Annotated in this window: 11 protein-coding genes; 2 read left to right on the top strand and 9 right to left on the bottom strand. The window is 38.5% G+C overall.

What is annotated here, in order from left to right:
* Positions 1 to 7 precede the first annotated feature (7 nt).
* The gene (gene uvrA / locus HX062_RS07720) at positions 8 to 2842 is read right to left on the bottom strand and encodes an excinuclease ABC subunit UvrA (protein WP_286467018.1); all 2835 of its coding nucleotides are present in this window, start codon (positions 2840 to 2842) and stop codon (positions 8 to 10) included.
* Between the two features lie 176 nt (positions 2843 to 3018).
* Between uvrA and HX062_RS07715 the strand changes: the two genes are divergently transcribed.
* Together HX062_RS07715 and HX062_RS07710 are read left to right on the top strand one after the other, a co-directional pair.
* Positions 3019 to 3987 (top strand): quinone oxidoreductase family protein, encoded by a 969-nt coding sequence (locus HX062_RS07715; RefSeq protein ID WP_182628064.1) that lies wholly within the window; start codon positions 3019 to 3021, stop codon positions 3985 to 3987.
* 90 nt (positions 3988 to 4077) lie between these two features.
* On the top strand, positions 4078 to 5409 hold the full coding sequence (locus HX062_RS07710) for an NCS2 family permease (protein WP_182628062.1): 1332 nt from the start codon (positions 4078 to 4080) through the stop codon (positions 5407 to 5409).
* A 41-nt stretch (positions 5410 to 5450) separates the two neighbouring features.
* Here HX062_RS07710 and HX062_RS07705 read toward each other — a convergent pair whose 3' ends face one another.
* From HX062_RS07705 to HX062_RS07670, 8 genes are all read right to left on the bottom strand, one after another.
* Positions 5451 to 6143, bottom strand: coding sequence for a DUF4369 domain-containing protein (locus HX062_RS07705; protein WP_286467017.1), 693 nt, complete (start codon positions 6141 to 6143; stop codon positions 5451 to 5453).
* Positions 6144 to 6186: 43 nt separating this feature from the next.
* Positions 6187 to 6570 (bottom strand): DUF423 domain-containing protein, encoded by a 384-nt coding sequence (locus tag HX062_RS07700; RefSeq protein ID WP_182628186.1) that lies wholly within the window; start codon positions 6568 to 6570, stop codon positions 6187 to 6189.
* Positions 6571 to 6589: 19 nt separating this feature from the next.
* Positions 6590 to 7531 (bottom strand): transglutaminase domain-containing protein, encoded by a 942-nt coding sequence (locus HX062_RS07695; protein WP_182628059.1) that lies wholly within the window; start codon positions 7529 to 7531, stop codon positions 6590 to 6592.
* 20 nt (positions 7532 to 7551) lie between these two features.
* The gene (locus HX062_RS07690; RefSeq protein WP_286467016.1) at positions 7552 to 8397 is read right to left on the bottom strand and encodes a substrate-binding domain-containing protein; all 846 of its coding nucleotides are present in this window, start codon (positions 8395 to 8397) and stop codon (positions 7552 to 7554) included.
* 112 nt (positions 8398 to 8509) lie between these two features.
* On the bottom strand, positions 8510 to 10015 hold the full coding sequence (scpC, locus tag HX062_RS07685; RefSeq protein ID WP_182628055.1) for a succinyl-CoA:acetate CoA-transferase ScpC: 1506 nt from the start codon (positions 10013 to 10015) through the stop codon (positions 8510 to 8512).
* Positions 10016 to 10470: 455 nt separating this feature from the next.
* Complete coding sequence (locus HX062_RS07680) at positions 10471 to 11616, bottom strand: TlpA disulfide reductase family protein (RefSeq protein ID WP_182628053.1); 1146 nt, start codon at positions 11614 to 11616, stop codon at positions 10471 to 10473.
* 148 nt (positions 11617 to 11764) lie between these two features.
* Complete coding sequence (locus HX062_RS07675; RefSeq protein ID WP_286467015.1) at positions 11765 to 12526, bottom strand: LytR/AlgR family response regulator transcription factor; 762 nt, start codon at positions 12524 to 12526, stop codon at positions 11765 to 11767.
* A complete protein-coding gene (locus tag HX062_RS07670) occupies positions 12498 to 12836 on the bottom strand; it encodes a hypothetical protein (RefSeq protein WP_286467014.1) in 339 nt (112 codons plus the stop codon). Before HX062_RS07670 ends, HX062_RS07675 begins: the two co-directional genes overlap by 29 nt.
* Positions 12837 to 12852 lie beyond the last annotated feature (16 nt).

Genomic DNA, 12852 nt, shown 5'->3' with positions numbered 1-12852 from the left:
AATTCAATTATTTTTTAAGCTCTTTTTTCAAAAACTGAGCAGTATAACTCTTCTTAACTTTACTTATTTCCTCAGGTGTTCCCTTGGCGAGTACTTCGCCTCCATTAGCTCCACCTTCGTACCCTATATCAATGATATAGTCGGCGAGTTTAATCACATCGAGGTTGTGCTCGATAATCAATACGGTATTCCCCTTTTCCACGAGAGTATTGATTACTTCCATCAATACGCGAATATCTTCAAAATGCAAGCCCGTAGTGGGTTCATCTAAGATATAGAAGGTATTTCCCGTATCTTTTTTTGACAATTCTGTTGCCAATTTAATGCGCTGTGCCTCTCCTCCTGACAGGGTTGTACTTTGTTGACCTAAGGTAATATACCCCAATCCCACATCGTTAATCGTCTTTAGCTTGCGGTAGATCTTCGGTATATTTTCAAAAAATTCTGTTGCATCTGCCACGGTCATTTCCAGCACATCGGAGATTGATTTTCCCTTATATCTAATTTCCAGTGTTTCGCGGTTAAATCGCTTGCCTTGACAAGTTTCACACTCGACGTAAACATCGGGTAAAAAGCCCATTTCAATGGTGCGTACCCCCGATCCTTCACAGGTATCGCATCGGCCTCCACTGACATTAAAACTAAATCGCCCAGGCTTATATCCGCGAATAGAGGCTTCGGTTGTTTGTGCAAACAAATTTCGAATATCAGAAAACACATCGGTATAGGTTGCTGGGTTAGATCGAGGTGTACGTCCAATTGGACTTTGATCAATGCCAATTACCTTGTCAATATGCTCCAATCCACTAATCTTTTTATAAGGCTGTGGTTTAGTCACGGCGTTAAAGAAATGCGTATTCAAGATTGGATAAAGTGTTCCATTGATTAAGGTTGATTTTCCTGAACCTGAAACTCCTGTCACACAAGTTAGTGTACCTAATGGAATTTCAATGGTAACATTCTTTAGGTTGTTTCCCGTTGCTCCTTCTAATTTTATTTTCTTACCATTGCCTTTTCGGCGTTCTTTTGGAACAGCAATCTCCAATTCACCATTCAAATATTGAGCCGTTAGCGTATGTTCTTTCAACAATTCTTGAGGCGTTCCAGTGCTGATAATTTTACCTCCGCGTTTTCCAGCATACGGTCCAATATCAATCACAAAATCTGCGCGTTCGATCATGTCTTTGTCGTGTTCCACCACCAGAACGGAATTTCCAATATCGCGTAGCGATTCCAACGATTTAATCAAGCGTTCGTTATCGCGTTGGTGCAACCCAATACTCGGTTCATCCAAAATATACAAAACGCCCACCAATTGAGAACCAATTTGCGTCGCCAAACGGATGCGTTGTGCTTCTCCTCCTGACAGGGTTCTCGAGCTTCGGTTTAAAGATAAATACGTCAATCCAACATCTTTCAAAAACGACAAACGCGTATTGATTTCTTTAAGGATTTCCTCTGCAATGCTCTTTTGTTTTTCAGAAAGTCTAGCATCAATATCAGCAAACCAAAGAATCAAATGCTCAATGTCCATTTGAATGAGTTCTCCAATATTTTTATCCGCAATTTTAAAGTACAACGCTTCTTTTCTCAAGCGGGTACCCTGACAAGAAGGACAGTCAATTTCGTCCATATATTCTTTTGCCCATCGCTTGATGGATGCTGTTTCACTTTCTTCAAACTGATTCTTGATGAAATTGTTGATTCCTTCAAAATCTATTTTATAATTCTTAGAAATTCCCGCAACTTTGTGTTCTACAGTAAAACTATCTTGTCCTCCATGTAGGATGACATCCATAGCTTCTTTGGGTATATCCTGAATGGGGTCGGACAATTTGAAATTATAGCGCTGAGCGATCGTTTCCAATTGTTTAAATATCCAAGTACTTTTTTCAGGCCCCAAGGGAGCTAAACCACCTTTTTTAATGGAAATTGATGCATCGGGAATTACTTTATGTTGGTTAATTTCATGTATTGTTCCCAGTCCATTACACGATTCACAGGCTCCTTTTGGGGAGTTAAAGGAAAAGTTATTAGGCTCGGGTTTGGCATAGGATATTCCAGAAGTTGGACACATGAGGTGGCGGCTAAAAAAGCGCACTTCTTGCGATTCCTGATCCAAAACAACAAGGGTATCATCGCCGTGATACATGGCAGTTTGGATACTTTCAGCCAAGCGCTGAATGGTTTGTTCATTGGTATCAATCGCCATGCGATCAATTACTATTTCGATATCGTGGGTTTTATATCGATCGGCTTTCATGCCGTATTCTAAATCCTTAATTTCTCCGTCTAGGCGCACTTTCAAAAATCCTTGTTTGGCAATTTGCTCAAACAATTCGCGATAGTGTCCTTTTCGTGAACGAACCACAGGTGCTAAGATATTTATTTTTTTTCCGTCAAAATCCTTTAGAATCAATTCTTGGATTTGACTGTCGGTATAGCTGACCATTTTTTCACCGGTATTATAGCTATACGCCTCACCTGCTCTTGCGTAAAGCAAGCGCAAGAAGTCATAAATTTCAGTGATTGTTCCAACGGTTGAACGCGGACTTCTATTCGTCGTTTTTTGTTCGATTGCAATTACAGGAGATAGCCCATCAATTTTATCCACATCTGGACGTTCTAGACCGCCTAAAAATTGTCTTGCATAGGCAGAAAACGTCTCAATATAGCGGCGTTGTCCCTCTGCATATATCGTATCGAAGGCTAAAGACGATTTTCCAGAACCCGACAAACCGGTTATTACAACGAGCTTTTCTCGTGGAATGCGGATATCAATATTTTTTAGATTGTGAACGCGAGCTCCTAAAACTTCTATATAATCTTCTACTTTAGACATAATTTTGTGCAAAAAAACAAAGATACGTATTAATCTTGTTTTATGTAATCTGCTGTTCTAATGTTTTGCGGTGATTTAGCATTATTTAACAGCGGGAATGTCTTGATTATTAATTCCCTCAAAGCATCCGTTCTACTTTTAAAAATCGTATTTTTATCTCGAAAAAAATGAATACGATGAAAGGAGCCCTATTATATGAGTTGGGTCAAGTTCCCAAATTTGGCACAATAGAACAACCAACGGTACAAGAAGAAGGACAATACGCCATCCGCGTAACGGCGGCGGCGGTAAAGAACTTAGATAAAGCTCGAACAAGCGGCAAGCACTATGCTAGTTACACCCATTTACCTGCCGTAGTAGGCAATGACGGGGTTGGCTATTTAGCAGATGGAACTCGGGTATACGGACAAGGAATTACGGGTATGATAGCGGAACACGCGATTATCACAGGCAATTACACCCCTGTACCCAAAGAACTAGACGATGCGACAGCGGCGGCTTTACCCAATGCAATTCTGGGATCTGCAATGCCTTTGATCATTCGCGCGCGTTTACAAGAAGGACAAAATGTTTTATTCAATGGCGCAACTGGTGTTACTGGTCAGATTGCCGTGCAAATTGCCAAACACTATGGGGCAAAAGAAATCATTGTAACGGGACGTAATCAGGCTATCCTAGAGCAATTAAAGGCCTTTGGAGCTACTCAAACCCTGGTACTCACTGAGGACTATACAAAATTAGAAGATCAAATTAAAGCCATGCACCAAGTTACACCTATCGATGTGGTGATTGATTATTTATGGGGCAAGCCTTTTCAGTCTATCCTCAATGCCTTTAAAGGCAACGATATTCATCACCAATCTTCTACAGTAAAAATAGTTACTGCAGGTGATATGGCCGGCAAAGAAATCCAGTTGACTTCTGCCATTTTAAGAAGTACAGATATTCAACTGATGGGTTCTGGATTCGGCAGTCTTACCAAGGAAGAACTCATTGTCTTCAACAAAGTAATTCTGCCTGAAATGTTTTTACTCGCTGCTCGTGGTAAATTGCATATTCAAACAGAAGTACATCCAGTGGAAGCCATTGAACAAGTGTGGAACAAAGCCTTAGATCCAGGTACACGTTTGGTCATTACCTTGTAAATCCACACATAATAAGGCCACAAACTAAAGAAAACTCTTGCCCTTGTTTTCGCAAAAACTCGCTATTTTTGCCAGCAAATGAATCATACGATGAAGATCTTTTTAGAAAATTACTTTCAGTTAAGTAAACACAACACCACCATCCGCAAGGAACTGATGGCTGGGGTTATCACCTTCTTAACGATGTCCTATATTTTGGTTGTCAATCCCAATATTCTCGCAGATGCGGGCATGGACAAACAAGCGGTTTTTATGGCCACAGCCCTCGCTACGGTTTGCGCAACTCTCTTAATGGGATTCATGGCAAAACTGCCGATTGCTCAAGCACCTGGTATGGGGTTAAACAGCTTTTTTGCCTATACAGTCGTACTAACGATGGGGTATAGTTGGGAATTTGCCTTAACTGGTGTATTTCTAGCAGGTTTGATTTTTCTCGTTTTGACCCTATTCAACATTAGGGAGTTAATTGTCAAAAACATACCCAAAGTCTTAAAAGAAGCAATTCCTGTAGGCATTGGATTATTCATTACCTTAATTGGATTAAAAAGTGCGGGCATTGTGGTTAGTAATCCCAATACGCTGGTTACATTAGGTGATTTTAGTCAACACAGTGTATGGATTGCCCTAGCAGGGCTGTTGGTAACGGGTATTTTGTTGATCAAGAATGTCAATGGTGCCATCTTAATCGGCATTGTTGTGGCTACACTTTTCGGGTTTATTCTTGGTGATGTGCAGCTACCGTCAAGTTTACTTACTGCTCCTCCTTCGATGGAACCTACTTTTGGAAAAGCCTTGTCATTCTTGTTCTCACCGGAAACGGCAAACAGCGTTTTTTCTATTGATATGGTCGTTGTCGTTTTTACCTTTCTCTTTGTCAATCTATTTGACACCATAGGTACCTTAATCGGCGTGGTTTCTAAAACGGGTATTGCAGATAAAGAAGGGAATTTTCCTCAAATGAAGAAAGCGCTCTTAACGGATGCTTTGGGAACGACTTTTGGGGCTATACTTGGTACGAGTTCGGTCACTTCATATGTGGAAAGTGCCTCTGGAGTTGCCTCAGGTGGACGCACAGGATTAACAGCAGTAAGCGTGGCTTGTATGTTTGCCTTATCCATTTTCTTAGCGCCCCTATTCTTAATCATTCCTGCTGCAGCTACAGCGCCTGCCTTAGTGATTGTAGGGTTGTTTATGATCAGTTCGGTGGTCAATATCGACTTTAGCGATTTCTCTGAAGCTTTACCTGCTTTTATTACCATCGTCTTTATGCCATTCACCTACAGCATTGCTGAAGGTATTGTATTTGGTATGCTTAGTTTTACACTATTCAAAGTTGGAACACAAAAACACAAGGACGTCAGTCCAACACTTTATATTTTATCCCTCCTATTTTTGATTAAAATAGTTCTGGATGCCTTATAAAAAAACAGCCCTAAACTGCAGTGTAGTTTAGGGCTGTTTTTTTACTTCTTTAATTTATCTGCAACAAGTTTCGCTAGGTTTGATTGCTTATCTGTTTCAGAAAGACTTTCATATACCTCGGTCAGCTGGGTTAAATCATCACCGCTCGTGTAATACAAGTAGTACAAAGCCGTTAATGATGTTTTGTGTTGCTCTAAATAGTTGGAAACAAAGATATTCTGATCGTCTTGTAGTTTTTTATAAGTAGCTACAATCTGATTCATCTTTTCCTCATCCTTGTTCTGTAGGGCTTCCATATAGGCATTTTGTTGTTGCCCTTGATAGCTCAATAAATTGTATTTATACAAACTTAAATTGCGTTCAAATTCACTCAACACCTCGTTGTTTTCCGTTCCTTTTAGCGCAAAAGAAGTAAAGTTATCTTGGTTGATATTGACTTCCGTTTTTCCACTTTCTATAAACAGCGGAATTCTTCCCTTTTGATTTTGAAAGGATAAGTAGCCTAACGTAGGTTGATCAATTTTCCCTTCAAATCGGAACACATTACCTTGCACGACCATGGAGTCAAGTTTAACTCCCGTTTCGTCTTGCGCATTGCCTACTTGATTCAAGTATACATAAGTCCCATCAGGTACATTAGTCAACGAACCCGTAATTTCAAAATTAGTTTTTGAATTACAAGCGGTTAACGCCAAAGCAATTCCTAGGAATAGCCCCATTTTATATATTTTCATAGCCTTATATTTACGATATTAAACAATTAGTCTGTCCTTACACCTACAAGGATAAAAAGGAAACAAACAACATAATCCATCCTGCAACTAAGGACAATCCTCCTATAGGCGTAATAGGACCTAGTATTTTTATTTTCTTGCCAAAAGTAGCGCTCAGCACCAATCCATAGATACTAAAAGAAAACAGAATCACACCGATGATAATCAGGTTAGCAGCGTAATACACATGTTCAGTTTGCGGTAAAATTCCGATGAGAATCAACAGAATGGCATGGTACATTTGATACTTTACTCCTGTTTCAAAACTTTCTAAACGTTCTGCATCCATGTGTTTTTTTAACGCATGTGCGCCGAAAGCGCCAAAGATAATAGCTAGAGCACCAAAGATGCTTCCAGCGAGTAAAGGGGTTGTATTGATACTGTCTATCATGTTTATTTTTATATTTTTAATTTAACGTCAATTGTCCTAAAATCTCTTCAGACATAAAAGGTCCACCAGGATAGCGAGCGGTATAATCGAGATTGAGCCATATCTGACCGCGTTCATCCACGTGATAATGTACTTCTTTTCCTTGGCTTTCTTCTTTAAACAAAACCTCTTTAATCAGGAAAATCACTTTTTCAAGGTGAGCTTTATTTTCGATGAGCATTTCGGGATACATATGTTCTTTGGTGTGAATCAATCGCGGTGTTCCACCAATAGAGCGAATCAAGGCAGCCATCAGGATGGAATAATCATCACAGTCGCCAGAGAAATGCATAAGTGACTCAGAAGCTGTGGCAATATACTCTCTTCCTTTAGGGTCATTAACGTAGTTCCAACGGGTTCGCACTTCTTTAAATATGGCTAAGCACTGTATAATTTGTCGATATTCACCATACCCTTGTACTTTAGAGAAGTTTTTGGTTGTTGCTAATAGGGCAAAATTTCTCACTTTCGGATTGTCGTACTCAATGGCTTTAATCACTTTTGATTTATTTGGAAAGGGCAAAAGTTTAGAGATAATCAGATCTTGTGGATTTTGAGTACTTGCCATGGCATAGATCATGACGCGATAATCTTCAAAGATAGATTCGAGATCATAATCTTCGTGAGATGTTCCTATAAAAAAGATCCCTAAATAAGCGATGATACAAATAAACAAAATGGTTTTCAGTTTTGATAAAATAAACTGAAACAGCGCCAAAATTGCTAATCCCAACAAAATACGATCGAGCTGCCAAGGCCATTCGGGGTCAATTACATTTTGGTGAACGATAATAAATACGGGAATAGTAAGTAGTACGTTTAATATAAAAATAATGATTTTGTCCCATGGAGAAGGAATTCTCAGGTACTCATACCATTTTTTCTTCTTTTTTATAATTTGTACTTCTTGGTTGTTCATTTAGTTTTCAGCAAAAAAAATTACATCTTGACTTCTTCGTATTTTTTTGGTTTTTCAATTAATTGGAGGTCCATTAATTGTTGTTGTATTTTGTTGAAATTTGCGGCTGATAGTTGCTTTTGCGACCAACGCGTCAAGGAAAGCCAAAGTTGAATATCTTCAATTTTTTGATCATAGCGTTCAGCTAGTGTGCGATCGATACTCGGAATCCATTTAAATTCTTCGGTGGTTGCATTAATAATTTCGAGGATGTGAGAAACGAGTCCTTGATTTTCGGCTACAAATTTTTGATTTCCCACCAGTAAAAACGAGGGCCAAGGGGTTGGGCACTCACCAATTCTCCTAAAAATATGTTGATCTACCATGGGTTGAGTCATGAAGCGTTCCCACATAAAATAGTCGGCTTCTCTATTTTTCAGGGCTAATACAGCTTTATCTAACGTATCTACCACTACAAACTCGAGTTGATCTATATTCCAGTTCATTTGTTTGGCATGTACGATAGCCATTAGGTGAGAACCCGATCCGAATCGACTGATAGCAATGCGCTTATGCGCTAGGTCTTCAACGGTTTGAAAAGGCGCATCTGCGGCAACGTGAATCCCCCATAACAAAGGAGAAGCAACATATTCTTGTAGAATAGTCGTAGGGTTTCCCGCTGCGATATCTCGGATAATTCCTTCGGATAAAATGATAGCTAAGTCAGTTTCATTCTGGCGTAACATTTGACACATTTTCCCTGTTCCTTCTGGGATATCTTCCCATTGCAAATCAATTCCAGCTTCATCGAATTCTCCATTTTCTATGCATAGGTGCCAAGGTAAATTAAAGTGTTCGGGTACTCCCACTATTCTAACTGCTTTCATTTTTGTAAGTTCTAGTCATTTTACTGCTAAGATAATAAAAAGTATCTTCAATGACTCGCAAAATGGTGTCAACAAAAAAAAATCTCTACAAGTTTTGTAGAGATTTAAATGGCTAGGGTTTCATCGAGCCTGTTTGTTTTAGACGTGTATGAAATTTAAAGGCTTCTTCCAAAATATGAGGCGTATGTCCGCCCAGTTCTTTGGCCTGTTCAAAGTAGGCTCTTAACTCATCTTTATACTCTGGATGCACGCAATTTTCAATAATAACTTCTGCGCGTTCACGTGGTGATAGTCCGCGTAAATCTGCTAGGCCTTGATCCGTCACTAAGATATCCACATCGTGTTCCGTATGATCCACATGGGAAACCATAGGTAAAACGTGTGAAATTTTATTTTCTTTAGAAGCCGCTTGGGTCACGAAGATACTCAGGTAGGCATTTCGCGCAAAGTCTCCAGAACCTCCAATACCATTCATCATCTTATTCCCTCCAATATGTGTAGAGTTAACGTTTCCATAGATATCAAACTCAATGGCAGTATTGATAGCTATAATTCCCAAACGACGAATCACTTCTGGCGCATTACTAATGTTTTGCGGACGCAACACTAATTTGTCTTTATAACGATCAAAATTGTGGATTAACTTCTCATAACAAGCTTCTGTAACCGTAATAGACGAACCTGAGGCAAAAGTCATTTTCCCTGCGTCAATTAGGTCAAAAGTACTGTCTTGAAGCACTTCGGAATACATTGTTAAATCCTTAAAAGGCCCTTCGATAAACCCAGTCAATACAGCATTAGCTACTTTTCCAATTCCCGCTTGCAAGGGCAATAGAGATTCTGTCAAGTTTCCTTTTTTCACTTCCTCTTCGAAGAAATTTAATAAATGCGTAGAGATGGCAGTTGTCTTCACATCTGGCTCAGGCAAAATAGCAGGTGTATCTTCAATACTAGAAAATACAACAGCTACTACGCGATCAGGGTCCAATCGAATAAATGACTCTCCAATGCGGTCTTTTACCGTGTGAATAGGTATAATTTCTCTTCGTGGTTGTTTGATTGGCACACTGTTATCGTGAATCCCTTCAACACTCAACGGAATAGCTGTATTAACCTCAATGATAATTTTTTTTGCTACACTGGCAAAATAGGCCGAATTTCCGATTGAAGTTGTTGGAATAATAAATCCTTGATCGGTAATATAGGTCGCCTCAATAATCGCAATTTCGACTTGAGGGATATGTCTTTCTTGTAATTGTTCAATTGTTTCGCTCAGGTGTTGATCAATATACTTGACCTGTCCACTGTTGATTGCGTGTCTTAAATCCGAATCTGCTTGGAAGGGCATTCTGCGGATTAACGCATTATTTTTTGCCAAATCGGCATCTGTTGTCTGTCCTAATGAAGCCCCTGTAATTAAGGTAATTGCTACTTTTTCATTTGCTGCTCGTTGAGCAAAAGCAGGTAAAACGGATTTGCTATCTCCTGCTTTGGTAAATCCACTCGCCCCTACTATGGCTTTATCGTGAATTAGTAAGGCTGCTTCTTCTGCAGATAGAATTCGATCTCTATATGGAGCGAATTTGATTCTGTCCAAATTAGAATCTTCTGTTGTCATTTCTCATTTGTTTAATTAGCTCCTTAAAAATAGAGCTTTTTTATTAATATTTGATATGTATATAACCCTTCCGGTAATTTATACGATAATATATCGTAATTATCATAAAATATTTACGACAGACATAATATTTTAAGACCATAAAACGAAAATGATAATTTAACTCAAGTATTCTTCCCAAAAAGCAAAAGACTTTCTTCTGTGTTTTTTACGATTGTTATTTTTTCGTCTTCAAACCTCTTCAATCTGCGCAAAAAAAGAGAAAAACACCAAGTAATTTTTTGTTTTTTAACAGTTTTTCATCTTGAACGGAGTTGCTTGTCTGTTGGTGGTTATCGGATAATTAGGTGCAATTAGCGGCTTACACTCGGAAAAAGGTCCAAAAAAAAACAGCAGTAGAAATCTACTGCTGTTGTATATTAGAATTAAAAACGACTCCTTGAGTTGTCGTTCTATTATTTTAAAAGTTCTTCCACTTTTTGGTACAATTCTTCACCGTATAAGTTAATCGCTAAAATTTGTCCTTTTTCATCGATTAAGTAGTTTGCAGGAATTGCTTTTACGCCGTATTCAGCAGCGATTTCGTCATTCCAGAACTGTAAATTAGACACCTGTCCCCAAACCAATCCGTCTTTTGCGATTGCTTGTTCCCATTTATCTTTGTCTTTGTCTAAAGAAACACCGATGATATCCAATCCTTTGTCTTTAAATCCGTTGTATAGTTTTACTACATTTGGATTTTCTACGCGACAAGGACCACACCAAGATGCCCAGAAATCAATTAAAACTAATTTTTTTCCTTTTTTGAATTCCTCTAATGAAAGGTCTTTTCCTTCTGGAGTTTTGCTTGTGAAGTTTGGAGCGATATCCCCTACTTTCAATCCAGCAGCGTCCTCAGATAAGCCCATCATTTTTAGCATTGCATCTACTTTTTTTCCTACTTTCGATTCTTTTAATTCAGCAGAAAACTTGTCAAACTCTTTTACGAAGTCCATTTCGTCATCTTGAGAAGACATCATTTGCTGTGAAAGCAATAATAATCCGAAAGCCGTGTTTTCGTTATCTTTCAAATACTTTGTATATACCTCATTGATACTATCCACGTAGCCCATATACTCTTTTTGCAACGCTTCCAACGCTGTGCGGTCAGCTTCTTCTGTCGATTGACTCAATTGCATCAATTTCATTTGATTTTCGTCAATAAACGATCTAAGCTTAATTACAGTAGGTTTAACCTCTTCTTGTAGTTTTTGTAGTTTTACGTTATTCTCGCTTCCACCTAAAACTGTTTCAGTAGGCTCGTCTTTTGTATATGAAATAGTAATATGCCCTGGCTCACCAATGAAAAACACATTTGTATTCATTTCGCCACCCAACACCATATAAGCTTCTTCTAATTCAGTAAAAGGGTTCTCGAAAACTAGTTTATTTCCTTTTACAGTTCCCGTATAAACAACAGTTGGAGATGGATTACCCAATTCTGAAGTCATGATTTCTACTTTTGTATCGTCAGCGACATCCTTCGTAGTAATCTCAATTGTATTATCTTGCTTACAAGAAAACATAGTTAATGCTAGCAAAACAACTGCTAATTTCTTCATAGTAATGATTTATAATTTTACGTTCTTGTAAAAGTATTAATAAAATCATTATCTCAAAACGATGTGGCGTTAATAAATTCGTTAATATTCCACTTGAATCTTGAATAACTGACTATTCGCCTTGTTTTTCGATAAAATACTGCATGTATTAACTAAGCCAAAGCTTAAAATCATTCACTTTTTCTCTGCTTACGATCAAATCTTCCTCGAAATCAACATGTAAATTCAACTTCAATCGCGAATTGCTATAAGCAACAATATCTTTTATGCCGTCGAGGGCTACGATGTGTTTTCTGCTAATGCGGAAAAACTGTTCGGCTTCAATTGTTTTTTCGACCTCATCGAGGGAATTATCTAGGATATACTCTCGACCTTCTTTAGTTTTGAGGTAGGTCAATTTATTTGCACTAAAAAAACACGCTATTTCTCCTATAGGTACAATCTTCAATTGGGTGCCAATTTTGATCAAAAAGCGCTCTTTATTTTCTTTAGGTGTAGTTGACAAGAATGATTTAAACAGGTTTAGCTGTTCCGTAAAGGCAAAGAAAGAGGCTCGTTGTTCATTAAATTTATCGATAGCTCCTTTTAAGTCTGCATCAGCAATGGGTTTGAGCAGGTAATCAATACTATTGAGTTTGAATGCGCGCAGGGCATAAGCATCGTAGGCTGTTGTAAAAATAATAGCGCTTTTCACTTCGACTTGATCGAATATTTCAAAGGATAGTCCATCTGATAATTGGATATCCAAGAAGATTAAATCTGGTTCTTCATTTTGTTGGAACCAATGTACGGCATCTTCCACGCTAGTCAATTTTTCGAGCACTTGATAGCCGAATTTTTCTATTTTTCGCTCCAGCAATCGCGCCGCTGGTTTTTCATCCTCAATAATAACTATTCGCACTGGTTTCATTTTTTTCTTTCAATTGATATTCGTAGGTCTGTTTTAAACGTTTAAACTCTTTGCGTTCCAAGAGATCTTGCCATTTAGCTACTACAGGCAGATGCTCAGCATAGTAAAAACCGAATTGGATCAGGAGAAGCAGCAACCAACACAAAGGTAGTTCATAAAACGGTCGTTCTGCACTCGAATAAGATCCTGCCTTAATGCCGATAAAACTAACGCCCGAAATACCAAAGTAGTGCTCATAGGCCATTATCCCTGTAAAAAACAACCAAATGCAGCAATGGATTAGCAATCGCCTTTTTGTTTTTGCTCTCATCCTACAGTAGGTAAGA

This window comes from Myroides sp. DF42-4-2 (assembly GCF_030326445.1).
In the GTDB taxonomy this organism is placed as follows: domain Bacteria; phylum Bacteroidota; class Bacteroidia; order Flavobacteriales; family Flavobacteriaceae; genus Flavobacterium.
The sequence above is the reverse complement of the archived record's forward strand: the minus strand, read 5'-3'. Positions and strand labels throughout refer to the sequence as shown.

Coding starts and splice junctions, on each gene's coding strand:
- uvrA (WP_286467018.1), bottom strand. CDS start 2,842: ATGTCTAAAGTAGAAGATTATATAGAAGTTTTAGGAGCTCGCGTTCAC.
- HX062_RS07715 (WP_182628064.1), top strand. CDS start 3,019: ATGAAAGGAGCCCTATTATATGAGTTGGGTCAAGTTCCCAAATTTGGC.
- HX062_RS07710 (WP_182628062.1), top strand. CDS start 4,078: ATGAAGATCTTTTTAGAAAATTACTTTCAGTTAAGTAAACACAACACC.
- HX062_RS07705 (WP_286467017.1), bottom strand. CDS start 6,143: ATGAAAATATATAAAATGGGGCTATTCCTAGGAATTGCTTTGGCGTTA.
- HX062_RS07695 (WP_182628059.1), bottom strand. CDS start 7,531: ATGAACAACCAAGAAGTACAAATTATAAAAAAGAAGAAAAAATGGTAT.
- HX062_RS07690 (WP_286467016.1), bottom strand. CDS start 8,397: ATGAAAGCAGTTAGAATAGTGGGAGTACCCGAACACTTTAATTTACCT.
- scpC (WP_182628055.1), bottom strand. CDS start 10,015: ATGACAACAGAAGATTCTAATTTGGACAGAATCAAATTCGCTCCATAT.
- HX062_RS07680 (WP_182628053.1), bottom strand. CDS start 11,616: ATGAAGAAATTAGCAGTTGTTTTGCTAGCATTAACTATGTTTTCTTGT.
- HX062_RS07675 (WP_286467015.1), bottom strand. CDS start 12,526: ATGAAACCAGTGCGAATAGTTATTATTGAGGATGAAAAACCAGCGGCG.
- HX062_RS07670 (WP_286467014.1), bottom strand. CDS start 12,836: ATGAGAGCAAAAACAAAAAGGCGATTGCTAATCCATTGCTGCATTTGG.